Annotated in this window: 24 protein-coding genes, 1 tRNA gene and 1 pseudogene; 21 read left to right on the forward strand and 5 right to left on the reverse strand. The window is 60.6% G+C overall.

Annotation, left to right across the window (positions count from 1 at the left end; all coding sequences use genetic code 11):
* Window positions 1-10 precede the first annotated feature (10 nt).
* From X727_RS159755 to X727_RS159715, 11 genes are all read left to right on the forward strand, one after another.
* Window positions 11-526, forward strand: a complete 516-nt coding sequence (locus X727_RS159755) for a hypothetical protein (protein WP_023831660.1) — start codon at window positions 11-13, stop codon at window positions 524-526.
* Between the two features lie 81 nt (window positions 527-607).
* A complete protein-coding gene (locus tag X727_RS1000000165490; RefSeq protein ID WP_023833693.1) occupies window positions 608-1429 on the forward strand; it encodes a hypothetical protein in 822 nt (273 codons plus the stop codon).
* A gap of 5 nt (window positions 1430-1434) precedes the next feature.
* Window positions 1435-2136 carry a hypothetical protein gene (locus X727_RS159750; protein WP_023807195.1) on the forward strand — a complete coding sequence of 234 codons (702 nt, stop codon included), beginning with the start codon at window positions 1435-1437 and terminating at the stop codon, window positions 2134-2136.
* Window positions 2133-3716: a hypothetical protein gene (locus X727_RS159745; protein ID WP_023833694.1), complete on the forward strand. Its 1584-nt coding sequence runs from the start codon at window positions 2133-2135 to the stop codon at window positions 3714-3716. Before X727_RS159750 ends, X727_RS159745 begins: the two co-directional genes overlap by 4 nt.
* Window positions 3713-4156, forward strand: coding sequence for a GNAT family protein (locus X727_RS159740; protein WP_031195509.1), 444 nt, complete (start codon window positions 3713-3715; stop codon window positions 4154-4156). Before X727_RS159745 ends, X727_RS159740 begins: the two co-directional genes overlap by 4 nt.
* A complete protein-coding gene (locus tag X727_RS159735; protein WP_023807192.1) occupies window positions 4149-5162 on the forward strand; it encodes a hypothetical protein in 1014 nt (337 codons plus the stop codon). The genes X727_RS159740 and X727_RS159735 overlap by 8 nt, the downstream gene beginning before the upstream one ends.
* Before the next feature lie 3 nt (window positions 5163-5165).
* Entirely contained in the window at window positions 5166-7691 is a 2526-nt protein-coding gene (locus X727_RS1000000165495; RefSeq protein ID WP_023833695.1) for a glycoside hydrolase family 104 protein, read from the forward strand.
* Window positions 7691-9811 carry a hypothetical protein gene (locus X727_RS0133360; RefSeq protein WP_023833696.1) on the forward strand — a complete coding sequence of 707 codons (2121 nt, stop codon included), beginning with the start codon at window positions 7691-7693 and terminating at the stop codon, window positions 9809-9811. Before X727_RS1000000165495 ends, X727_RS0133360 begins: the two co-directional genes overlap by 1 nt.
* A gap of 206 nt (window positions 9812-10017) precedes the next feature.
* Window positions 10018-11172: a pyocin knob domain-containing protein gene (locus X727_RS159725; protein WP_155923523.1), complete on the forward strand. Its 1155-nt coding sequence runs from the start codon at window positions 10018-10020 to the stop codon at window positions 11170-11172.
* A gap of 48 nt (window positions 11173-11220) precedes the next feature.
* Window positions 11221-12144 (forward strand): glycosyltransferase, encoded by a 924-nt coding sequence (locus tag X727_RS159720; RefSeq protein WP_348524518.1) that lies wholly within the window; start codon window positions 11221-11223, stop codon window positions 12142-12144.
* A 295-nt stretch (window positions 12145-12439) separates the two neighbouring features.
* A complete protein-coding gene (locus tag X727_RS159715) occupies window positions 12440-12802 on the forward strand; it encodes a hypothetical protein (RefSeq protein ID WP_023831649.1) in 363 nt (120 codons plus the stop codon).
* Here the strand turns inward: X727_RS159715 and X727_RS159710 are convergent.
* Both X727_RS159710 and X727_RS1000000169540 read right to left on the reverse strand, forming a co-directional pair.
* The gene (locus tag X727_RS159710; protein WP_023833699.1) at window positions 12786-13571 is read right to left on the reverse strand and encodes a hypothetical protein; all 786 of its coding nucleotides are present in this window, start codon (window positions 13569-13571) and stop codon (window positions 12786-12788) included. The genes X727_RS159715 and X727_RS159710 overlap by 17 nt on opposite strands.
* Window positions 13568-14134, reverse strand: a complete 567-nt coding sequence (locus X727_RS1000000169540) for a CatB-related O-acetyltransferase (RefSeq protein WP_023807183.1) — start codon at window positions 14132-14134, stop codon at window positions 13568-13570. The genes X727_RS159710 and X727_RS1000000169540 overlap by 4 nt, the downstream gene beginning before the upstream one ends.
* A 68-nt stretch (window positions 14135-14202) precedes the next feature.
* On the opposite strand from X727_RS1000000169540, the gene X727_RS159700 reads away from it, so the two are divergent.
* From X727_RS159700 to X727_RS159680, 5 genes are all read left to right on the forward strand, one after another.
* Complete coding sequence (locus tag X727_RS159700) at window positions 14203-15015, forward strand: glycosyl hydrolase 108 family protein (protein ID WP_023833700.1); 813 nt, start codon at window positions 14203-14205, stop codon at window positions 15013-15015.
* A gap of 112 nt (window positions 15016-15127) precedes the next feature.
* Entirely contained in the window at window positions 15128-15370 is a 243-nt protein-coding gene (locus X727_RS159695; protein WP_023831646.1) for a hypothetical protein, read from the forward strand.
* 14 nt (window positions 15371-15384) lie between these two features.
* On the forward strand, window positions 15385-15546 hold the full coding sequence (locus X727_RS159690) for a hypothetical protein (protein ID WP_023831645.1): 162 nt from the start codon (window positions 15385-15387) through the stop codon (window positions 15544-15546).
* A gap of 1 nt (window position 15547) precedes the next feature.
* The gene (locus X727_RS159685) at window positions 15548-15949 is read left to right on the forward strand and encodes a DUF1515 family protein (RefSeq protein ID WP_023833701.1); all 402 of its coding nucleotides are present in this window, start codon (window positions 15548-15550) and stop codon (window positions 15947-15949) included.
* Window positions 15950-16119: 170 nt separating this feature from the next.
* Window positions 16120-18123 carry an acyltransferase family protein gene (locus X727_RS159680; RefSeq protein ID WP_023831643.1) on the forward strand — a complete coding sequence of 668 codons (2004 nt, stop codon included), beginning with the start codon at window positions 16120-16122 and terminating at the stop codon, window positions 18121-18123.
* A gap of 17 nt (window positions 18124-18140) precedes the next feature.
* On the opposite strand, the gene X727_RS1000000168435 is transcribed toward X727_RS159680, so the two are convergent.
* On the reverse strand, window positions 18141-18314 hold the full coding sequence (locus tag X727_RS1000000168435) for a hypothetical protein (RefSeq protein WP_023833702.1): 174 nt from the start codon (window positions 18312-18314) through the stop codon (window positions 18141-18143).
* A gap of 197 nt (window positions 18315-18511) precedes the next feature.
* Here X727_RS1000000168435 and X727_RS159675 point away from each other — a divergent pair, with 197 nt between their 5' ends.
* The 5 genes and pseudogenes from X727_RS159675 to X727_RS01000000164425 all read left to right on the forward strand — a co-directional run bounded on the left by X727_RS159675 (window position 18512) and on the right by X727_RS01000000164425 (window position 21390).
* The gene (locus X727_RS159675) at window positions 18512-18772 is read left to right on the forward strand and encodes a metal-sensing transcriptional repressor (RefSeq protein WP_023831641.1); all 261 of its coding nucleotides are present in this window, start codon (window positions 18512-18514) and stop codon (window positions 18770-18772) included.
* Window positions 18769-19734 (forward strand): annotated as a pseudogene (locus X727_RS159670) (cation diffusion facilitator family transporter); the annotation flags it as partial. The gene X727_RS159675 and the pseudogene X727_RS159670, both read left to right, overlap by 4 nt.
* 105 nt (window positions 19735-19839) lie before the next feature.
* Complete coding sequence (locus tag X727_RS159665) at window positions 19840-20553, forward strand: ABC transporter permease (protein WP_023833703.1); 714 nt, start codon at window positions 19840-19842, stop codon at window positions 20551-20553.
* 165 nt (window positions 20554-20718) lie between these two features.
* Window positions 20719-20970 carry a hypothetical protein gene (locus X727_RS159660; RefSeq protein WP_031203936.1) on the forward strand — a complete coding sequence of 84 codons (252 nt, stop codon included), beginning with the start codon at window positions 20719-20721 and terminating at the stop codon, window positions 20968-20970.
* A 249-nt stretch (window positions 20971-21219) separates the two neighbouring features.
* Entirely contained in the window at window positions 21220-21390 is a 171-nt protein-coding gene (locus X727_RS01000000164425) for a hypothetical protein (protein WP_023713094.1), read from the forward strand.
* Between the two features lie 765 nt (window positions 21391-22155).
* Here X727_RS01000000164425 and X727_RS159655 read toward each other — a convergent pair.
* Window positions 22156-22246: transfer RNA gene (locus X727_RS159655), tRNA-Ser, on the reverse strand.
* 160 nt (window positions 22247-22406) lie between these two features.
* On the reverse strand, window positions 22407-23339 hold a 933-nt coding region (locus X727_RS159650), incomplete at its 5' end, for a porin (protein WP_023833707.1).

Here is a 23339-nt window from a genome sequence, read left to right on the forward strand (position 1 = left end):
ATCCAGAAAAATGGCTTACGTTCCTCACACTCCGCATCTCGGCCTTCCGCCGATCGCCGCAACGCTGCCGGCCTCTACGGCGGCCGGGCGCTCCACTCCTGGCCCTTGGCTTGGTCAGATCATCCAGGCGCAAGATCCGGTCTACGGCGTCGGCGAGTTCATCTATCTCGCTGGCGTCGCCACCACCGGTCTCGGCTCGTGGGTGCTCTACAATCCTGACGATTGGTCGACGGTGCTCCTCGGCCCCGACATGATCGGTTCCGTTGCTGTCGCCATGTCCGCGAATGTCGCCAGCCAGTTCGGGTGGTATCAGATCAAGGGCAAGGCGATCGGCAAGGCTCTGGTCGGCTTCCTCGACAATGCCAACGTCTACGCCACGGCAACCGCCGGCAGCGTTGACGATGCTGTTGTCGCGGGGGACCGCGTCAAGAACGCCAAGGGCGCTTCTGCGGTCGGCGTACCGTCTGCCGGTCTCGCCGAGTTCGAGATCGATCGACCGTACGTGGACGACGCTCTGGCCGCGTAACCCGGCCAATTCCAACAGGACACTGAAACGGGGGCTTCGGCTCCCGTTTTTCTTTGCACCCTCTCAGACAGGAGTTTCGCCATGAGCGCGAACCAGAACATCGTCAACGTCGTTTTCCGAAATCACGTCATTCCCAACGAACAGGCCAGCAGGTCCGCCGGCCGGCCGATCTTCACCGATATGGAGGTCTGCGACCTTTCATTCCCGGCAAACCGCCAGACCAAGGCGACCTATCCGGCACATGATGCCGAACCGAACGCCACGCGCGAGAGCATCGCGGCCGGCGGCGGTCTCATCACCTATGCGCAGCTCTACAACAAGCAGTATCTCGCCTTCAAAGACGGCACCTCTCAGCCGCTTTCCGGCACGCCGCTTTCCGAAGCGCCGTTCCTGAAGGAAGGCAAGCGCCGCGAACTGAAGGCTCTCGGCGTCCACACAGTCGAGCAGCTGGCTTCGCTGGACGGCACCCCGCTCAAGCAGCTCGGCATGGGCGGCCGCGAACTGAAGAACCAGGCGCAGGCCTATCTCGACAATGCGGCCGGCAGCGCCGACATCGTCAACCTTGCGGCCCAGGTCGCGGCCCTGACCCAGCAGTTGGCGGATGAACGCCGGCTGCGCGAGGAGTTCATGCAGGCAGGAAAGCCACTGGAGGGCGCCACTGCGACGGCCAAAGATACCGCCGCCGACGATGAACCCGGCGACGAGGATGAGGAAACCAGCGAGGACGAGGACGGCGACGAAGAGACCGAGCAGACCACGCCGCCAACCGCTGCCGAGATCGAGGCGATGGATGATGAAGCCCTGAAGGTCTACATCGCCAAGGAAACCGGCTCCCGGCCACGCGGCAATCCGAACCACGACACCTTGGTCGCTGCGGCCAAGGAACTGGCGATGGTGGACTGATCGCAATGACGATCCTCAGCGTCATCAAGGATGTCTGCACGGTCATCGGCTTGACCGTGCCGACCGCCGTCTTTTCGTCGACCGACCGCGAGCATATCGAATTGCAGTCGCTCGCGAACGAGATGGCGCAGAGGATCGCATTCGACACACGGGACTGGACGAAACTCAAGACGCTTGCCACGCTCACTGGCGACGGCGTTTCGACCGGCCTCAATCTCCCGGCCGATTACCAGCGCATGCTGAAGAAAGCGCGTGTCTGGCCGTCGGCAAGCCCTTACACGTCGCTCACGCACTATCCCGACAGCGACGAGTGGCTGGGCCTGGCGGTGCAGAATTTTCAAATCCTTGTTGGCGCATGGACGATGATCGGGGATCAGATCCAGATCAAGCCCGCCACCCCCAACCTGGCCACGGCGCAATTCTATTACCTGACCAACAAAATCGTGAAGGACAAGGACGGCGCCACAAAGGCAGCTTTCACGGCTGACGATGACGTGTTCCGCCTCGATGAGCGCGTTTTGAAGCTCGGCATCATTTGGCAATGGAAGGCCAACAAAGGGCAAGCCTATTCCGAGGACATGGCGACCTACGAGGATGCCATCGCGGTCTCAGCTGGCGCCGACAAGGGCTCCAACATCCTGGCCGTCGGTCGGCGCCGCTCGACGATTGACGCCGACTTTGCCTTTCCGGGAGTAATCACGCCATGAGGGCCGGCTTCAGGCGCGTTCCTGTTGCTGCCCAATCGCAGCAGCGTCACAGCACGCTCACATTTCCGGCACCGATCCGGGGCAAGATTTCGAACGAAAACCTCGCTGCGTCGAAGCCGCAGGGTGCCCGCGTCCTCGAGAACTGGTTTCCTACGACAACCGGCATCCGATTGCGTGGCGGCGAGAAGAAGAAGGCGACGATCGGCACTACCGCAGTGGTCAGCATGATGTCCTATGACGCGTCGCCGGGCCGCTTCATGTTCGCGGCGGATGGCACGAAGATTTTCGATGTCACGAACCCTGCCAACCCCAATGTAGCGCCGGCTCCCGTCGTTTCCGGGCTGACCAGCGGCTATTTCTCCTATGTGCAGTTCGAGACCGCTGGCGGCGACTATCTGTCGGCGGTGAACGGCACGGACAGCATGCGCCAATTCGACGGCACGGCATGGACCACGGTGGCCGCGCTGGGCACCATTGCCACGAACAAGCTCTCGCACGTCTGGACCTATCGCAACCGCGAATTTTTCATCCAAAAAAACAGCCTTACGGCGTGGTTCCTACCAGTCGATACCATTGCCGGCGCCGCCGTCGATCTCTCACTTGCCGGTGTCTTCCAGAAGGGCGGATCGCTGCTTTTTGGCGGCACCTGGTCGCTTGATGCCGGCGACGGCGTCGACGACAAATGCGTATTCGTTTCAACCAAGGGCGAGGTAGCGGTCTACGAGGGTGCAAACCCCGCCGATCCGAATGGCTGGTCGCTCGTCGGCCGCTATGACATGTCGCCGCCTCGCGGCAAGCGCGCAGTGATGCAAGCCGGTGGCGAACTGCTGATCGGCATGGATGATGGTATCATTCCGATTTCCCAAGCTATCCAGAAAGACCGTGCGGCGCTTTCGATGATCAGCGTTTCGCGCAACATCGAGCCGGACTGGCGCAGGGAAGCTGCAGCTCGCGCCAACCTGCCTTGGGAAATCCTGAAGTGGCCGCTGTTCAACATGGCAATCGTCTCGCTGCCGGCGGATGTCGGACAGGATGCGAGGTGCTTCGTCGTCAACCTGCAAACCGGTGCATGGGCGGACTACACAGGCTGGGATACGCGATGCCTAGTCCTGCATGACGGCTGGGCGTATTTCGGGACGTCGGACGGCAAGATCATGCAGTGCGAGGTCAGCGGCAGTGATGATGGCTCGCCTTATACCTGCACCTATGTTGGCCTGTTCGATCACATGAAGTCGCCGGCGCGGAGCAAGATCGTTCACATGGCGCGGACGGTCTTTCTGGCCAGCCGCAAATTCATCGCCAAGCTTTCAGTCTCGAAGGACTATCAGGTCTCGCTGCCGTCGGCGCCGTCGTCGGTTGCCGACGATGTCGTTTTCGATGAATGGGATCTGGGCCTCTGGGATGTTGCGAAGTGGGACGCCAGCGCAACGAAGACGGTTTCCACGAAATGGGTCTCTGTCGGCCTGACGGGCTTTGCCATCGCGCCTCAGGTGCAGGTCACATGCGGTATCACTCCGACCCCTGATGCCGAGCTCGTCGCGATCGACATGACCTATGAAGTCGGTTCGGTGGTCGATTGAAACTGATTTTCGGCCATAGCGAAGCGATCGCTCGGTTCGTGGCCGACATGACGCCGGGCTGCGAAACCGGCTTCGGCAAATGCCAGGCGATCGGCGTGGGCGATGACGAAACCGGCGAACTAGTCGCCGGCATGGTGTTTCATGACTTTCAACCAGGACCGGGCCTGATCCAGATTTCGAGCGCTTCGAAAACGCCGCGATGGCTGACGGCGGATGTCCGCCACATCATGTTTTCGTATCCGTTCGACCAGATCGGTTGCCAGATGGTCGTTCTGCAGGTTTCCGCAAAGAACGAGCGCATGGTTCGGATCGCGAAGGCCTTCGGCTTCACCCCTTACCTGATCAAGCGCATGCGCGGCCGCGACGAAGACGGCTACGTTTTCACGCTCACTGAAGAAGACTGGCGCAACGGCCGTTTCACGAGGAAGACAAATGGGTAAAGCCTCAGCACCTAAGCCGCCAGATCCCAAGGAAACTTCCGCGGCGTCGACCGGGACGAACATCTCGACCGCTATTGCCAACTCATATTTGAACAATGCCAATCAGGTCGGGCCTGATGGCACGATCACCTATACGAACAGCGGCACGCAATCGATCACTGACCCCTATACGGGCAAGACCTATCAAATCCCGACGCGCACCGCGACGACGACGCTTTCCGCCGCGCAGCAGGCGATCAAGGATCAAACCGACAAGGCCCAGCTGAACCTTGGGACGCTGGCCAATACTCAATCCGCGTTCCTGCAAGACTATATGTCGAAGCCGTTCGACGGCTCGAACGACGCCACCGAAGCACGGCTGCTGCAGCTTGGGAAAGCGCGCCTCGATCCGATCTTGGCTCAACAACAGGATGCCTTGGCAACAAAGCTCTCAAATCAGGGCATCAAGCTCGGCTCGGCCGCCTATGACCGTGCGATGGCCCAGCAGGGCCAGAACGTCAATGACGCCAACAACCAGCTAATCCTTTCGGGGCATGGGCAGGCGTTCGCGGAGGGCCAGGCAATCCGCAACCAGCCGATCAACGAAATCACGGCGCTGCTTTCCGGATCGCAGGTCAGTTCGCCACAGGCCGCCGGCTATACCGGCAGCACCATTCCGACAACCGACAACGCTGGGCTGATCAACCAGAATTACCAGCAGCGCGTCGACGCAGTGAATGCAAAAAACGCGCAGACCGGAAGCTTGGTCGGTGGTCTTTTTGGTCTCGGCAGCAAGCTCATCGGACTGTCCGACGACGACGCAAAAAAGGACAAGGAACGGCTCGCCGACATCACCCCGGAAATGGGGCTGTGGAAGTTCCACTACAAAGGCGAGGCGAAGGGCGCTCCGATGCGGCTTGGGCTCATGGCCAGCGAAGTCGAGAAGGTCCGACCCGATGCTGTTTCGCGCCGGCCTGACGGTTATCGCCAGGTCGACTACGGCAAAGCTCTGTCGCTGGGGGCCTGAGACATGGCGTTGTCATTCATCTTCGATGCCGAGAAGGGCGAGACGCCTGCGTCAGTCGCCAAGAAGCGGGCAATTGTCCAGGCGCTGATGTCTTCTCAGCGCGCGCCGCAGAACATCGGCGAGGGCTTGAATGCGCTCGGCGATGGCATCGTGCAGAATGTGCTCAACAGGCGCGCCGACGCGGCAGAGACCGCTGGACAAGCCCATGCGACCGATGCTTTTGGCGGCATGATCAACGCTGGCACATTCCCGGCGGCTCCGGGCTCTCCAGTTGCGGCCTCCGCGAGCGGCGCGGCCGACTACGGCGGCGACCAACTCGCATGGCAGGACGCAAAGCCTTACCAGAAGGCGCTGCTCAACACGATTTCCGGCCCAGAAAGCGGCGGTCGCTACAACGTCATCTATGGCGGCGGAAAATTCGATGATTTCTCCCACCATCCGAACCAGGCGGTGCGCATCCAAACAGGGCCGAATGCTGGCCGCACCTCGTCGGCCGCTGGCAAATATCAGTTTCTGGGCTCCACATGGGACGATGAGGCGAAGGAACTTGGCTTGCCCGACTTCTCGCCAGTCAACCAGGACAAGGCGGCATGGAACCTCGCCGCCAAGACCTACAAGGCCAGGACGGGCCAAGTGCTTGATGACGTTCTTCAGTCCGGCGATCCTGACGCAATCGCCAACGTCGGCCAGGTCTTAAGCGGGACGTGGACGAGCCTTCCCGGTGGTATCGAACAGGGGACAAACACGAACAGGTTCGTTGCGACCTATCAGAAGGCGCTTGGCGCCGGCGCTACGCCCGCACAGGCAACGCAGGCGGCCCAGCAGGAGCAGTCACAAGACCCAGTTCAGGTTGCCTCGCTCGATCGCTCCGCTGGTATGACACCGGCCCCGAGCCTCGCCACCATGTCGCCCGGCACCACGGCTCCTGCGTATGATCCCAGCGGCCTTCCTCCGCTCGATCCTAACGACCCGATGGCACCCGCAACGCGTCCGACTTATCCCGGCGCTCCGCAAGGATCTGGAAAAGCTGGTGAAGTTCGCCGCGGCGCCGATGGCAAGACCTATCAGTTTGTCGAAACGACCGGCATGGCCGGCGCGACTGGTGATCAGGGATGGATCCCGGTCAATGCCGATGCGCCGCTGCCCAATCCCGGCCCCGGTGATCCTGCCGCGACCACGCCGGCCGGCCAGCGCGTCCTGTCAACGATGATGAGCTCGGAGCCCCTCAGCGGTCGCGGTGGCGTCGTGCAGGCCCTCAGCGCGGCTCAGCAGCCCGGTCCGGCGGCAGCGGCCCCGTCGCCGGTCGTTGCGGCTCTCGCCGGCGCTCAGCAGCCCCAGCAGGCTGCACCAGCCTCTCCCGGCGTCCAGAAGGTCGCTCAGGCGATGTCTCCGCAGGAAGACCTGTCCAGCATCCCGGTAGAGGCTGGCGGCACTGGCGGCGCTATCCAGCCCGGTCAGGGCGGTCCGTCTTTTCAGCAGATCATGCAGGTTGCCGCTGACCCTTGGGCATCGCCCGAACAAAAGGCGATGGCCAACATGATGCTCCAGCAGAAAATGCAGGATGCCGATCCTCTGCGGCAGCTGCAAATTCAGGCTGCGCGCAAGTCTCTGGCCGTCCCGCCGAAGCAGTGGCAGAAGCTGGACGACGACACTCTGTTCGATGCGGCCAGCGGCGAGACGAAAAGCATTTCAGGCGGCGGCCCGACGAAGTTCGAAGGCAACGGCCTCGATGCCCAGGCTTGGAACATCCTCTCGACCGCCGATCCCGCTTCGCGAGAATATGCGACTGCCTACGCCATCATTTCGCAGCCAAAGACGCAGATGGTGCAGACGCCTGATGGCATGGTGCCTATTCAGGTGCCGCCCAACCTTCCGGCATGGCTACAGGCTCCCGGTGGTGGTGCCGTGCCTGCCGCACCAGCCGCACCACGAGTGACTTCGCCCGCTCAGGTAGCGCCTCCTGCTGCTGGGGCACCGGCTCCCGCCGTCGCTGCGCCGCCTTCGGCCGCTCCTTCTGCAGGAGCCGTCATCCCCGGCACAATGAAGCCGACAGAAACACAGCGGAACCGGGTTTCCTCGGTCAACCAGGCGTTCGATGCCATCACCGGCGAACTCGACCGCTATTCGGAGCTGGTCGCCAAGACCGGCATCGAGGTAATGCCCGGCGCGTCCAAGGACAATCTGAACACCGTCCGTCAGGGCATCATGTTGCAGATGAAGGAACTCTTCAATCTGGGCGTCCTCAACGGGCCTGATCTCCAGTTGATGGAAAACATGATCTACGACCCGGTTGTCGACGTGACCAAGGACGGCGGCGCATGGAACCTTCCGAGCCAGGTCTACACCGCCGCAATTGGCGGTGCTGGTGATAGGGCGGCCAACAGCGTCAAAGAGCTGAAGCGCATGCTGGAAGGCATCAAGGCTTCCGTCGACCGGACGACGGCCGAGCCGAACGCTCCGGCACCATCGTCAAATCCGGATGGCTGGAAAGATGTAGGAAACGGCGTGCGGATCAGGGTGAAACCATAATGGCAACATTCGAAATTCAAGGCGCAGACGGCAAGACTTACGAAGTCGATGCGCCCGACGAGAAGACCGCACTGAGCGCCCTCGGACAGGCGGGCGCATCCTCGGGTCCGGATGCCCGCGCTCAAGCGGGCATTGGGCTCGCCCAACAGATGCATGCGCTGTCACCCGAGCAAAAGCGCGCGATTGCCGGGGTCGATCAAGAGACGTTGCAGCCGAACCGCGTTCCTGCCTTCGCACCACCTGGCTACAATGCGCTCACCGACAGGATCGAGGGCGACGATGCTCTGAGCAAACTGCGCACCACCTCGGGCGGGATTCTGGAGGGCATCCCGATCTTGGGCCCAATGATCCGGGGCGGCGTCGATCGTGCAGCTGCTGCGACAATCGCGGGAGCGTCTGACGAGACCTATGACCAAGTTCTGAAGCGCATCCAAGCGGGCACCGTCGCCGAAAAGTCGATGAACCCAAACCTCGACAAGGCGTCACAAGTCACGGGCGCTGTCGCGGGCACTATCCCGGCGATGGCGGCAGCGCCTGGGGCCTTCGGTATTGGCGTGGCGTCGGCGCCGTTGCGCTTCGGCGCCAGTGCCTTGACCGGCGGACTTATCAACGGAACCGATGCGGCAATCCGTTCTGGTGGAGATCCTACGGCAACAGGCATTGGCGCGGTTACTGGAGCCGGCCTCGGTGTGCTCGCCCCGGCTATCGGGCCTCTCGTCGGCCGAGGCGTCAAGTATGTTGCCGATGGCTGGAACCTCGGCGGTGCAGCCAAGGAACTTGGCATCGACAAGGTTGCCGCGGCGATGCTGTCAAGGGCGGCAGGGCGCGACGCGCTCGATGCCGGCGCGCTGGGTCAGATGGACAAGCTCGGCCCCGGCGGAATGATCATGGATCTGGGCGAAAATCTTCGTTCGCAGGCCGGCGGCTTGGCAGCGTTGCCCGGAGAAGGCAAAGCCATTGTTCGCGGGGCCGTCGACGCGCGCAATGCCGGTGCAAACCAGCGCATCACCAGCACGATCGACCAGGAACTTGGCCCAGCCCCTATCCCATCGCGCATCAATGCCGGCATCGACGTGAACCAGGCCAACCTGTCACCGGAATATCGGGCGGCCTTTGCCAACGCTTCGCCGGCCAATCCGCGACCGATCGCCACCTATCTTGATCGGGAACTCCAGACCCTTCGCGGTGAGGCGCAGCGCGGTCTACAGCGTGTTCGCACGATGCTGAACCGCACCGGCACCCAAGAACTGGAAAGCAATCCCGTTACGTTGCTTGAAACCCGCAAGGCTATTGATGGCATGCTGGAAACGACGGTGGAAACGAACGCCCGCAACGCGCTTCAGACGGCCAGACAGGCTGTTGATGACGAGTTGCGCGCTTCCGTGCCCGGCATCAAAGAAGTCGACAGCAAATTTGCCGAGCTGGCCCGCCAGCGGGAGGCGGTCGGACGCGGCCAACAGGTGCTGTCCAGCGGCCGGGAAGCGCCGAGGCCCGCCGAGCTCGCCCAAGAAGTGCAGGAAGGTGCGTTGCCGCAAGGCATGCAGATCGGCCCGTCTGCTGTCCCTATGCGGCTGCGCGAGGGGGCGCGTGCCGAGATTGAGCGCATCGTGGGGACTAACGCAAATGACCGCGTTGCCCTTCAGCGCCTCATCAAGGGCGAAGGCGATTGGAACCGCAGTCGTCTTGCAACGCTTTTCGGTAAGGACCGAGCCGACCGCATCATCGGTCTTCTCGATCGCGAGAAACACTTCGCCGATACCACGGACATCGTGACGCGGAATTCACTCACCGCCGCCCGCCAGGCTTCCCAGCAAGAGCTTACCGGCTCAGGTGCCGAAGCCTTTGGCGTGCCGCAAGCATTCATGGCTGGCGGAGTAGCGGGAGCGACCCGGGCCACTGCCATGAAGGGTGTTGATGCCGTTGTCGAAGCTCTTCGAGGAATAAAGGATGAGTCTACGCGCACCGCCATGGCCCGCATCCTGACCAGCAACAATCCGGATGTGCTTGAAGCCCTTCTTCGTGCTGGGCGTGGTTCCGGTGTGTCAGGCTCAGAGGTCGATAAGGTCGCGCGCTCTCTGCTCCTCTCGCAAGGCCAGCGATCGGCGCTCCCACAGCAATAGCGCAACGAAAACCGCCGTCGTTCCCATAACGCCAACGGCAAGACCGATGACGAATTGGGGCTCCAAGCTTCGGAGAAACCCTCCAATCACGTCGTGCAGCACGACCATAATCCCGATCGTGACGACGGCGGCGATGATCTGAAGAATTCTGACGCGCATAGGCGCGGAACATACGAGCAAACCCCAAATATTAAAAGGTGCTGCCAATGCCTATGAATGGAGCCGGCGTCACGTCATGGCCGCCGAACACAACGGCGATTCCGAACACGACGATCGAGAGCGGGAAGTACAACGCCTTCTTGGCCGATCTTCTGTCGATCATGAACACGCCGCGCCCAATCACGATGGGCGGCACGGGCGCGAGCTCGGCGGTCGGTGGCAATGATGCTCTGCACACGACCAGCAGTGTCATCGCATCAGCTGCGACGACTGATCTGGCCGCGGCAACCGGTGTCTCCGTCACGGTGTCGGGCGCGGCGGTGATCACCGCTTTGGGCGTGCTGCCCAGCGGCGTCTTGCGTTTCCTGACCTTCTCCGGAGCGGCGACGCTTACCCATAATGCCGCCACGCTCATCCTGCCGGGGGCCGCCAACATCGTTGCCGCAGCCGGTGATACCGCCGTGGCGCAGTCCCTGGGTGGTGGCAACTGGCGTGTTCGATCCTACATCCGCGCGTCTGGCCAACCAGTCGCAGTAATCTCTGATGCCAACCTCCCCGCGCGCCTCGGTGTGGTGGCTAAGACGATCACCGACTGGAACACTGCGCTCGACAACGGCTGGTATATGGGCAGTGGGGCGGCCAACGCCCCTGCGGCAAACACCGGGTGGAATATCGGCACGGTCGAGGCACACGGGGCGGCCGGCTACCGAACCCAAACGGTTTACGATTTTGTGAATGCCACGGCGGCCAACACCACCATCTGGCGCCGTTACCAGAACGGCGGCGTGTGGGGTGCTTGGTTTAAAATCCAGTGGTCTCAGGCCGAGCAAGACGCCCGCTACGTTCAGTCGAGCACGGCGCTTCTGCAGAAAGCCTACGAGAGCGCCCAGCAGACCATCACGGCCGGCGGCACATTGACGCTGGCGCATGGGCTAGGGGTGAAGCCGAAGCTCTACATCGCCGTCATCCAGTGCACGACTGCGGACTTGGCGTATTCGATCGGCGATGAAGTCGCCATCAATCCTATGCTGAACACTACTGACGCTACCGTGCAGGCCATCAGCATGGTTCCGGATACAACCAATTTGAATGTTCGAATTGGCGCCAATTCCAGTTCACTTCGAATTATGGCCAAAAGCGGAGCAAGCCTTACCAACATAACGAACACAAGCTGGAGGCTGGTATTCAGGGCGTGGGCCTAGCTTGCTGAATAGGAATCCGTCTAAACCTGCGAAATGCATGCTACTGTCGTGGTTCAAGGCGAAATACCCTGCAAAGGCTACGGTGGCACTCAGCGCCAAGTAGACTGGCTGGCCACCACGCTGGTCGGTCTGGGGCATCGGGTCACGCTGATTGCCGCCCATGGCTCTACACATCCCCTCTGTGAGGTTCGACACGCTGCATCTGCGCCCGAAAGCGTGGCGGCAATCCCGCCAGATACCGACATTGTGCACTTCAACGGCTGGTACGAGGCCGAGACCAGTCACCGAGCGCTCTACACGCTGCACGGCTATGTGCCGAATACGCCAAGGGAAGGGCTGAACTGGAGTTTCGTTAGCGCCAGCCACGCCCGGCACCAGGGCCGGCAGACATTCGTCTACAACGGGTTCCCGGTGGATGCCTACCGGCTCACCGACAAGAAGACCGGTCGGCTGTTGTTTCTCGGCGGTATCGCAAGAGCGGGAAAGGGTCTCGGTCGCGCCGTCGACCTCGCCAAGAGATTTGACTTCGATCTCGACGTTGCCGGCGGCTCTCGCTGGAAGTTGCTCGGGCGTAGCAAGACTCGGGGCGTGTTCCTCAAAAGCCTTTCGCGTCGTTTCAATTTCACGGGGACTGTCGACGGTGACGAAAAGCTGCGGCTGTTGGGCGAGGCAAAAGCCTTCCTCAACCCGATTTCTTGGGATGAGCCGTTCGGCATGGCGCCGGTCGAGGCAATGCTATGCGGAACTCCAGTACTGACTACTCGACGCGGCGCGCTACCTGAAACAGTTAACGCAGAGACCGGACGCTTTTTCGACAGTAACGATGAATTCGCGACCGGCCTGAACGAGATCAGCGGGATGTCCGCACTCCGCTGCCGCGAATCGGCTGCTGACCGATTCCCAATCGAAAAGACCACTAAAGCCTACCTGGCCCTCTACCAGCGCGTTCTTGACGGCGAAACGCTTCCGTAAGTTTCCGGACGGGCGGCAATGCCCAAACCGGAGGTTTCCCATGACAAAATACTTCGCCAAAGCTCAAAGCGTGCGCCGCTAGCCGGCGGAAGGCCTATGCTGCTAACGCTCTTCCCCCCGCCTGATCTCAAAATCATCATGGTGCGTCCAATAATAAACGGCAGCTGACATTGCCACGATGCCCAACGCAAAGCCGACCGCCAACCCCAAATAAAACATCTCTGCCTCACGGCGAAAACCATGCTTGGCGAAGGCATACACCTATCACAAATTCTGAGTAAAGGGATCGGCAGATATGACCAAATTCTTCGTCGACGCGGATGGCGTCTATCTCGGCGGCTTTGACGGTGAAAACGTCGGTCTGCCTCAAAATGGCATTGAGGTCTTGGAGGCCCCGGCAGATGCCCGCCAACTCTGGGATGGCAAAGCGTGGAGCGCGCCGCCTGCTGAGCGTCGCATGGTGCCAAAATCGGTTGTGCAGGCTCGGATTATTGAGGCTGGCAAGATGTCGCAGGCCTATGCCGCCCTGGCGGGCAACCCAATCTATTTTGCCCGCTGGTTCGCGCCGGATCGGCCGGAAGTTTACAGCGACGATCCTGACGCAGTCGGGCTAGTCCGTGCTCTTGGGCTTGATCCTGCAGTCATCCTCGCGCCTTGAGTTTTTGGCGAATGATATCCACCGGCGTCCGCCACACTCGATATCGGCCAGCTTCGACGATTTGCCGTGCAACGGGCTCGGCAGCGTATGCATCGAAGAAGCGATGTACACGAGGTTCTGCGAACGCCTTCTTCCCTCGCGTATTATAGTCCCTGATCTTGAGCTTATGCGGGCTGATCGTCCGCCCCCCCAAGGACAAGGCTATGCCGATGCAGAACTGCTCCGCAGCGTCAATTTTCGATATCTGATGCACAGCAAGCATCGGTGGATACGCGTCCATCAGAGCGGGAAGATTGTCTCGATGCACTCCGAGAATGCCACTTTGCCACATAGGTTCGCGGCCCGTGATAACATGTTCGCCGATTCGAAGGCCTTCCCCTTCCAGCACAGGCGTCCATTTGTGGGGTTTCTCTAGGCGTCGCATCACTGAATGCTTAGGCGAAATGCTTTCGAAGCCAAGGGATAGAAATCCTGCTGGGTAGTGGTCTGAGTCCATGAAGATGAGGCGGTCGGTCATCCTCAGCAGTTTGATCAGCGCCCGGGCCTTGATGCCAAAATGATATTGACCGCTGAAGGACCAAGCCTCTTTCTGCATGTCAGTCAGAAGCAACGTCTCCATGGGATAGCCGACAAACAATTCGGGCCTATCCGTCGCAACAATGATCTTTGCTTCTGGACAATGATACAAAAGCTTGAGTGCGCTCAGCAACGCGCCGCGATGGTACAATTCGTTTTCGCCATACGCGATATAACCGAAAACGTCCCTCATCGAGTGGCGTGCTTTGCAATGAAAGTCTCGATCGGACCGCTGAGAGTAGCTGCCTCGCTCTTGATCTTATCGTCGTCCCACAACCACCACTGTATTTCCAGCAATTGCACAACGGTATCAGCAGGGAACCGGCTGCGGACAACTTGCGCGCGATTGCCGGCCACTATCGCATAGGGCTCGACAGACTTGGCGACGACGGAGCCGGCACCCACAACAGCGCCGTCGCCGACTGTCACGCCTGGCAATATGATGGCACCGTGGCCAATCCAAACATCGTTGCCGATCGTGATGCCCCCAGGCTTCCCAGCGTTGGGTAAAGGCTCAGGCTGCTTCAGGACGCGGCTATAGATCGGGAATGAAGTGGCACTCTTCGTCTGGTGTTGGCCGGTGCACATGAACAGCACTTGGCCAGCAACAGAGCAGAAGCTACCGACATTTAGGGGGGCTTCATTAGTCGGGAAAAGCACCTTCCGCCAAGTGACGCCATAGGTGTGGCGGCCGACGGACACATTATCGGGCAGTTTCGCGCGCGCGTCTTTGAACCACTTAGAAAATACTGACATTTAGACATCCCGCCCTGCCGCTAAATAGCGGTTACCTTCTTTCAAATGCAACCTCAAGAGGCTTACACATGGACCGCAATTTCGCGCGGGCGCTTACGCTCGTCCTAAAATCCGAAGGCGGCTGGTCGGACAATCCGGCCGATCCGGGCGGCGCCACCATGAAGGGCGTGACGCTGGCGACCTTCCGCGCCTACATCAAACCCGCCGGCACCAAGGCCGACCTGAAGATTATCACCGATGCCCAGATAGCGACGGTCTACCGCCGGCAGTTCTGGGATGCGGTGCACGGATCCGAGCTTCCGGGCGGTGTCGACTATGCCGCATTTGACTTCGCGGTGAATTCCGGCCCTAAGCGCGCCGCCGAATACTTGCAGCGCGTGGCTGGTGCAACGGTTGACGGCCGACTGGGACCAGACAGCCTCAAGGCGATCAGCGCCAAGCCCGCCGGCGTCATCATCGACGCCTATTGCGATGCGCGTCTGGCCTTCATGAGGCGGGCCAAGAACAAGAAGACCGGCAAACTGCTGTGGCCGACCTTCGGCAAAGGCTGGACGGCCCGCATGGCAGCCGTGCGTCGCGATGCAATGCTGATCTCTACACTGCCCGCAGCGCCGCCGCCGATCAGGGTGCCGGTAGAGGTCCCTAAGCCTGTTGTCCCCGAAAAGGTGGAGCAGAAGGTCAAGGAGAAATCCGGATTCCTGTCCTGGCTGACTGGCCTCTTTGGCTCCGGTGCGCTTGGTCTTGGCTGGCTTGCCGGCATCGACTGGAAGGCCGTTCTTGCGGGCGGCGGCGTCCTCATCGTCTTCATCCTGATCTTGCTCCTGCTGCGCTCCCAGATCGTCGCGGCGGTGCGCCAGATCAAGGAAGAGGTGGCTGAGTGATGGAGGGCTTCCGCGAACTGCTCATCCCGGCATTCGATCGGCTGCTGCGCACCGTCGGCGCTGTCAGCCTAGCTATCATCGCCGGGTTTGCCGTCTGGTTCTGGTGGCCGCTATGAGCGCGGTCATCGCATGGTTCCTGAGCAACCCGACCGTCCTAGCCATTGGCGCGGCCATCATCGGCGCGCTTGCCTTCGGCTTTCAACAGCGGCTTGCCGGCGCCAAGGCCGAACGCAACAAGCAGGCGGCCGACAACGCAGCTGCGGCAACCGAAGGCCAGAAGATCGATGATGCTGTCGCCGGCCGCGCGCCGGACGTCAACCGGGAGAGGCTGGGCAAATGGTCACCAAAGCAATAGCTCTTGCGGTTTTCATGGCGATTGCCGGCTGCACGACGATAGGCGGCTCGTTTTGCGCGGTCGAGCACCCGATCCGCCTGTCCGCCGAAGCAATCGCGGCGCTTTCGGACGGCGAGGTGAATCAGGTCTTGGCCCACAACGAAAAGGGCGCCCAGCTCTGCGGCTGGAAAGCCTGACATGCCAACATCGGCGACGAAGAGCCTAGAGATGATGGTAGGCGGCCTCGTCGCCGCTATGGAGGGCGTCCAGCGGGACGTCACCGAGATCCGGCGCGATATCAAAGATAGCGACGCCCGGGCCGCGCTGAGCTACGAGCAATCCGAACAGCGCGCCGCCGCCAGCCGATCGAAGATGTACGCCAAGACCGACGAGTTGGTGGAGCGTCTTTCCCAGACCGAAGGCTCGGTGAAATCCCTCAGTGAAGACATGACCGAGGTGAAGGCCGTGACAGCGGAGGTCACCCGGTGGAAGCTGATGGGGCTCGGGGCGCTTGGTGTGACCGGCATGGCCGCAGCGGCGCTAGCCTCCCTTGTCACCGCGTACTGGTCGGATATCTGGCGGGCGCTGCGCGGCGGCTGATTGGCGACGACATGAAACCAATATCCGACTTCGCCCCGGCGCCTAACGGTGTCCGGGGCTTTTCGCTTTTCTGGTCCCAGCCGATGCCATGAGGTTGTTATTGGGGGCTACTTGTTCCATTCGTTTCATTCTGTATAAGCGCGAGCCTAGCAGCAACCGGAAGCAAGTATTTGAGCAAGTCGAATTTCCGGCCTGAGATCCAGGGGCTGCGTGCTATCGCTGTCTGCTCAGTCGCTTTGTTCCATGTCTGGCCGTGGCTGGTCCCCGGCGGCTATGTCGGCGTTGACGTGTTTTTTGTCATTTCTGGGTTCTTGATCACCGGCGTCTTGCTGCGGGAGGTGGAGGACACCGGAAGAATCGACCTACTTGGTTTCTATGTTCGCCGGGCGCGGCGCCTCTTGCCTGCCGCGATGCTTGTGCTTCTGCTGGTGGGCTTGGCGACCCCGCTCTATCTACCCTCCGCGCTATGGAGGGACGGCACGAATGAACTGGTGCATAGCGCCTTTCAATTGGAGAACTGGCGGCTCGCAGCGAAGGCGATTGATTACCTGGCGATGACGAGCGCGCCGAGCCCCGTCCAACATTACTGGTCGTTGTCGATCGAAGAACAGTTCTACGTTGTCTGGCCGGGACTGATCATCGGCGTCCTGTGGCTTTCTCGAAAGTTCCGCAGGCCCTGGCGGCCCTTGCTCGTCGCCGTCCTAGGCGCAATCTTCATCATCTCGATTGCCGCCTCGGTATGGCTCACGCTTGTCGACCCGGCGCGGGCTTATTTTGTCACCCACACCCGCATATGGGAGCTGGCGCTGGGCGCTCTGCTGTGTGTCATGGTGCTGGGATCAGCCGACACACGGATCGGGGAACGAGCGCGGCGATTGCTTGGGTTTGCCGGCGTCGGCTCGATTCTCGCAGCCGCCTTTCTGTTCTCGACCAAGACACCCTTCCCCGGCTATGCGGCGCTGTTGCCGACCGTTGGTACCGCGTTGGTGATCGTCTCTGGTCAAAGCCAGTCGTCGTTCAGCGCCTTTGCTTTGCTCAAGTCACGACCGTTCCAATTCCTCGGCGACATCTCTTACTCGCTCTATCTTTGGCATTGGCCAATCATCGTTTTTTTCACCCAGCAAAGTGGCGAAGCGATCGGCCTTTGGGGCGGCCTGGCCATCCTTGCAGCAAGCGTCGGTCTAGCCGCCATCACCAAGGTTCATGTCGAGGATCGTTTCCGCCACCGCGCATCGTTGCCATCACGCCCCCGACTGGTCGAGTGGCTGGCCGTTTTTGCCCCGGTTCCCTTGGTGCCTCTAATCGCATTTTGCGCTGTCTCGATAGAAATTGCCCGGCAACAAGCATTGATCTCGGAAAACCCGAATGACTATCCAGGGGCTAGATCGTTGTTCACCAACAGGCCGGTGCCGACCGTAGCGGCCTATGCTCCTTCGCTGCCGACAATAAAGCAGGATAAGCCACAAACGGACATCTGCCGCCCGCCTCGTGAAAACGGCGAACCTGTCGGTTGCCAGTTTGGCGATCCAAATGGGCGGCTCAAGGTGTTCCTGGTTGGCGATTCGCACGCAGAGCACTGGCTTCCGGCGTTTCAGGTGGCGGCGTCGGATCGAGGTTGGAATGCGGAGAGTTTTACCAAGCCCGGATGCCCGCTATTTCCTACCATGATCATGGTGTCTGACAGCGACCGTCCGTTTCCAGATTGCCTGACCTGGGGTCAGCATATGCTGCGAATTATTCAACAACAAAGGCCAGACATCATCATTTTCGGGCAGAGAGATGTTTTACGTGCTTATCCCGACGACGGAAGCCAGATGCCCGTGAGCGATACGTTGGTGCAGCTATGGCGCCGCATCGAGGCATTGGGCATTAAGGTGGTGGTAATAGCCGACACACCAGCTTGGGGAACGAACCCGGAGCGATGCATGGCTCGGGACCGCCACTGCTCCGTTCCATATAAATCGGTACGTGATCGGGATCCCGTGGTAGTTGCCCAGCGCCTCTACCCGCATGTGCCGCTCGTGGACTTCAGCGACATTGTATGCCCCGGGGACGTATGCCCCGCGGTTATCGGCAATGTTTTTGTCTGGCGCGACACGGACCACCTGACCGCCACGTATTCGCGTTCAATGGCCGACATTTTCGGCAAACGCATCGACGCGGCAATCAATTAGCCGCGTGCGGCCGGCGCTCATTGGTCGAACTGCAGGGGCTCGTGGTCCGGTTTCTCGTGCCACATCACCTGACGGAAGTCGCGCCGGTCGACCTGCTGGCGGCAGATGGGGCACACATAGAAATGCTCCTGCCAGTCAGGGTCATGAGGTTTGCCGGGGATAGCTGGCCCAAGGTCCGCAATTCTGGTCATGATTTCCGCAGCGCCTTCGCTTCCCGCTCCAGCGTCTCGCGTTGGTTGCCGTGCTTCGCGATCAATTCCTTCATCTGCTGCGGGGTGATGGACGATTTCAGCGCCATGGATACACGTCCTGCGGGGTGGCTGATCAAGAGCCGATCTGCGCTCACATCATACTTGACGCATCCTACCGGGGGGGATACCGGTGGGGCATGTCCGAAGGCATCCATAGTTCTCATCCGGCTATCGTGAAGCGCTTAAAGCGCGCACAGGGGCATCTAGCATCCGTGCTTGGCATGTTCGAGGCGCAGCGATCCTGCGTCGACCTAGCGCAGCAACTCCATGCAGTGGAGAGCGCCATCAGCAGCGCAAAGCGAGAACTGATCCACGATCATATCGAACATTGTCTGACCGACACGAAAGCGGGAGGCAACTCGCTGGCAGAGCTCAAGCAACTGGCGAAATACCTATGACCAGTATCGGCGCACGCGTCCTGGGTTGGTTCGGCTTCGGGTCACATGATCATGACGCGCACGCTCATGATCATGGCTCGCATGGCCATACCCACGGGGTCATTGACGCAACGATTGCAACCACCGACCGCGGCATCTGGGCCATCAAATGGTCGTTTGTCACCTTGGCCATCACGGCGGCATTGCAGATGGCCGTGGTGTTGGTGTCAGGCAGCGTGGCGCTGTTGGCCGATACGATCCACAACATCGGCGACGCCACAACCGCCATTCCGCTCTGGATCGCATTCATGCTGGCACGACGCAAGCCGTCACGGACCTTCACCTACGGCCTTGGCAGGGTAGAGGATCTGGCCGGTATCATTATCGTGCTGATCATTCTGTTCAGCGCCATCGTCGCCGGGTACCAGGCTATCGAGCGCTTGGTCAATCCGCAGGCAGTGACTCATCTCGGTTGGCTGACCGCGGCGGGCATTGTCGGCTTCCTCGGGAATGAGGCCGTCGCGGTGTTTCGCATCCGTATCGGCAGGGAAATCAACAGTGCGGCCCTCGTCGCCGACGGCTACCATGCCCGCACCGACGGGCTTACCAGCCTTGCAGTGGTCATCGGCGCCATCGGCGTCTGGCTCGGATTTCCGCTGGCCGACCCGATCATCGGGCTTCTCATCACGGTCGCTATATTCGGTATCGTCTGGCAATCGGCGCGCTCAGTGCTCACCCGCATGCTCGACGGCGTCGAGCCGGGCGTGATGGCCGAAATTCAGCATGCCGCTGCGCATGTGCAGGGTGCTCGCATCGTCGACGCCAAGGCCCGCTGGATTGGCCACAAGTTGCATGCCGATATCGCTATTGCGGCCGACGGAACCTTGCCTCTCTCAGAGGCGAACAAGATCACGGCGGCGCTGGAGAACGAACTGTTCGAACACATGCCGGCGCTCGCAGCTGCCAATATCCGGTTTTCGACCGACCAAGGTGAGCACGAGCATCCGCACTCTCATGATCATGGCGAACATCACGGCCACCAGCACTGACAGCTGCCGGAAACCACTCGCTTCTGCCGGTCTCGGCTGATGTTCCAGGCGCTTGTCGAATTTCAGCGCTCCATATACCTGGCGCTCGCAGATCAGATAAAGCTGCTTTCAGTTGGCGGTGATTGGCTTGCGTTCCTTGCCTTTCTGCCGATGGGCGTCCTGTTCGGTGCGGCACATGCTCTAACGCCCGGCCACAGTAAGGCTGTCTTGGCGACGTACCTTGCAGGTTCGGATGCGAAGGTTTCGCGCGGCCTCCTGGTGTCGATTACGCTGTCCTTCACTCACGTGGCGACAGCGGTGCTGATCGCCGTATTCTCCCTGCCGCTCGTCTCGATTGCATTGGGCAGCGTTGGACGCGCACCACTGCTTGAGGGTGTGAGTCGCGGTCTGCTCGGGCTGATCGGCGTCTGGATGCTTTGGCGTTCGGTGAGCCACGGCCATCATCACAAGCATGAGGGCGAGGCCGTTGGAGTCATGGCCGGTTTGATTCCGTGCCCGCTGACCCTTTTTGTCATGACCTTCGCGATTTCCAGAGGGGTGCTGGGAGCTGGCATTCTGTTCGCAATCACCATGATGGTGGGCGTGGCCCTAACGCTGTCCAGCGTGGCGGTACTGTCGATCTTGTTTCGGGAGCGCCTGGTGCATTTTTTCGACAGCAGGCCACGGCTGTTCGATACCATATCGCGAGCAATCGAAGGCGCAGCGGGCCTTGCCCTCGCCAGCGTAGCGGTCTGGCAACTTACAGCCGGATAGAGCCACAGCTGTCCACAGACCCTCTCCTTTCTTAGGAAAAGGCGATGAGAAGCTGCGGCACGCAAGGCTGCTGGATTTCCGGGAGGATGATGCAAATGGCCATGCCTAAGAAAGATCAGGAGCGCGCCACCTACGCCTGGATGTACGGCGCCCAAGCGCGCAAGGATGGCAAGGAGCGTGAGGTGCCATNTGCCTAAGAAAGATCAGGAGCGCGCCACCTACGCCTGGATGTACGGCGCCCAAGCGCGCAAGGATGGCAAGGAGCGTGAGGTGCCAGCTTACTGGCAGGAACATGCCGACGCGTGGCTGCAGGGCTTTGACGGTGTGGCGATGGACGGTTTTGGCAAGACCAAAACCGTCAAAGACGAGATGGAAGCCGAGGTCGACGAAGCCGCCGTCGAGCGGCCCGCCGAATAGCCATTTTGCCGTATGCCGTATGGTCGTTTTTAATTGGAGAAGGGTTTCGTTGGGCCTATAAAGATTGCGTTTACCATTGCCTTTTTAGGGAGAATGCGATGGTTGCAACGCCCATAGAAATCGCTCAAGCCGCTACTGCGACTACGGCCACCTTGCTGAAGTGGCAGAAGTCCATGGAGGAACGCGCCACGTTTCGCCAGAACATGGATCAATCGCGCAGGGCGATNCTTGCTGAAGTGGCAGAAGTCCATGGAGGAACGCGCCACGTTTCGCCAGAACATGGATCAATCGCGCAGGGCGATTCAAGCCTCACGCGATCTGCTGAAGCGCCTTCGCCAACGTCATCGCGACGACATGGCGGAAAGTTCGGAAAATGCCAACCCGTCTACTGTGCCGATATCGCAACGCGCCGGCAGCTAGCGGGAGGCGACCAGAGCCGATGTGAAGGAGAAAGTTTCAGTGGGCTGTTCCTGGGGTCGGCAACGAAGTTTAAGCCTTGTCAACCAGCGACTTTTTTCGCCCGCGTGGAAGTGCCACATGTCTTTCGACAAGGCGCACGTGCTCGGCCTCGACAGTCACCAATGGCCGGAGGCTGACGGTTACCTTGTCCCCGTCGATGCGTGTGACAGGGCCGATCAATTCCNTCGACAGTCACCAATGGCCGGAGGCTGACGGTTACCTTGTCCCCGTCGATGCGTGTGACAGGGCCGATCAATTCCATATGCTGGCCAATCACAGTCTTCCAAGTCGAATTGACAACAGAATGCGGGAAGTCGTAGGAGGGGTTCGTCACGCTCATGCGATCGGGCGTCACCCGGCCGCGCACAATCGCCGTGACTGCGACCTCGTCGCCAACTTTGATATTGCCCCGAGCTATGTGCAAGACTCTGGAGCGGGCGGCTGCGGCGTCAAGATGAGAGGTTGCTAATTAATGAGCACACGCGGCCTGAAGTTTCTCGATAAGTGGGTGGCCAAGCAACTGCCTATCATAGCGAGGGGAGATCCGATCGCCGCCAGCGACTTGGCGGAGGACTTGATGACAGCAGCAGAGAGTGGGTATCGGCGAGCATGAACTCGCTGGCGAGGCCGCAAGCGTCTTCGACCTGCTCTTGGAGGTGATGCGGCGGCGAGAGGTGCGCGAGACCGGGCATTATGGCCGGACAAAACGTCTCTCAGAAGGGCAATTGGCGGAGAGGATGGGATTCGAACCCACGAGAAGCTTTTGACCTCTACTCCCTTAGCAGGGGAGCGCCTTCGACCACTCGGCCACCTCTCCATAACGCCGCAGCTACAGCGACTTCTGCACCCAATGGGGCTTGGGTAAGGTTTGATAAAAATGCGAAACCCGGCGGTTGCCCGCCGGGTTCCATTTCCAATCGAGCGCCTATTAGAACGAGCGCTGGAAGCGGAGCATGCCGCCGATGGCGTCGTCGCCATCAGTGATACCGGTCCAGTTGTGGTTCGTGNAACGAGCGCTGGAAGCGGAGCATGCCGCCGATGGCGTCGTCGCCATCAGTGATACCGGTCCAGTTGTGGTTCGTGCCAAGGGTGTCGACATCGTCGATCTTGCCTGCATTGACGTAGTCAACTTCGGCAGTGATCGTGAACCCGGGAACGACGTCGTAGGCGATGTTGGCGGCGATGCCGAGGTTCTCACCTTCGTCATACGAGACCTGGGCGTTGAACGAGGTCTTCTCGTTGATGGTGTNGTAGGTGCCACCACCCCAGACTGCCCAGTTGCCGTCCCACTGCTTGTAGAAGCCGCGACCGCCGGCCGGGAACGCGTAGGTCACGTCCGTGTAATTGTCGTCGGTTCCATAGCCGCCCATGATGAACAGCGACAGGTTCTGCATCGGGGTAATGTCCAAACGAACCTTGCCGGCGACTTCTTCATAGTTGCTGTCGTAAGCGATGACGCCGGTGATGGCGCCCCAGCCCTGCGTGTACTTCAAGCCGCCGACGACATGCGGAACGTAGCTGTCGATCGTGCCCACGCCGTAGGAACCGACCGTGGAGCCGCCCGCGCCCGAGCCTTCTTCGAGAGAGATCACGGCCGAGAAGCCGTTGCCCGCGTCGAAGTAGTACTGGATGACGTTGGTGTCGAAATCGCCGTAGGGAACGAGCGTATCCTGGATGACGTTGCCGGCGTAGCCGATGAACGTGTTGAAGGCCGATTCGTCCTTACCGACACGGAGGCCACCAAGCTGGATCCAGGCGAAGTTCAGCGAAGCACCGGTGTTGCCGGCAGGATTGACGTCACCAAGCGCGCCCGCATCACGGTTGTTGTTCTGGAAGTTGAAGCGGGTCTCAGTGTAGGTCTTCAAGGTGCCGAGCTCGGTTTCCTGGCCGGTCCAGGTCTTCAGCGAGAA

The sequence above is a fragment of the Mesorhizobium sp. L103C105A0 genome (assembly GCF_000502215.1).
Lineage (GTDB): Bacteria > Pseudomonadota > Alphaproteobacteria > Rhizobiales > Rhizobiaceae > Mesorhizobium.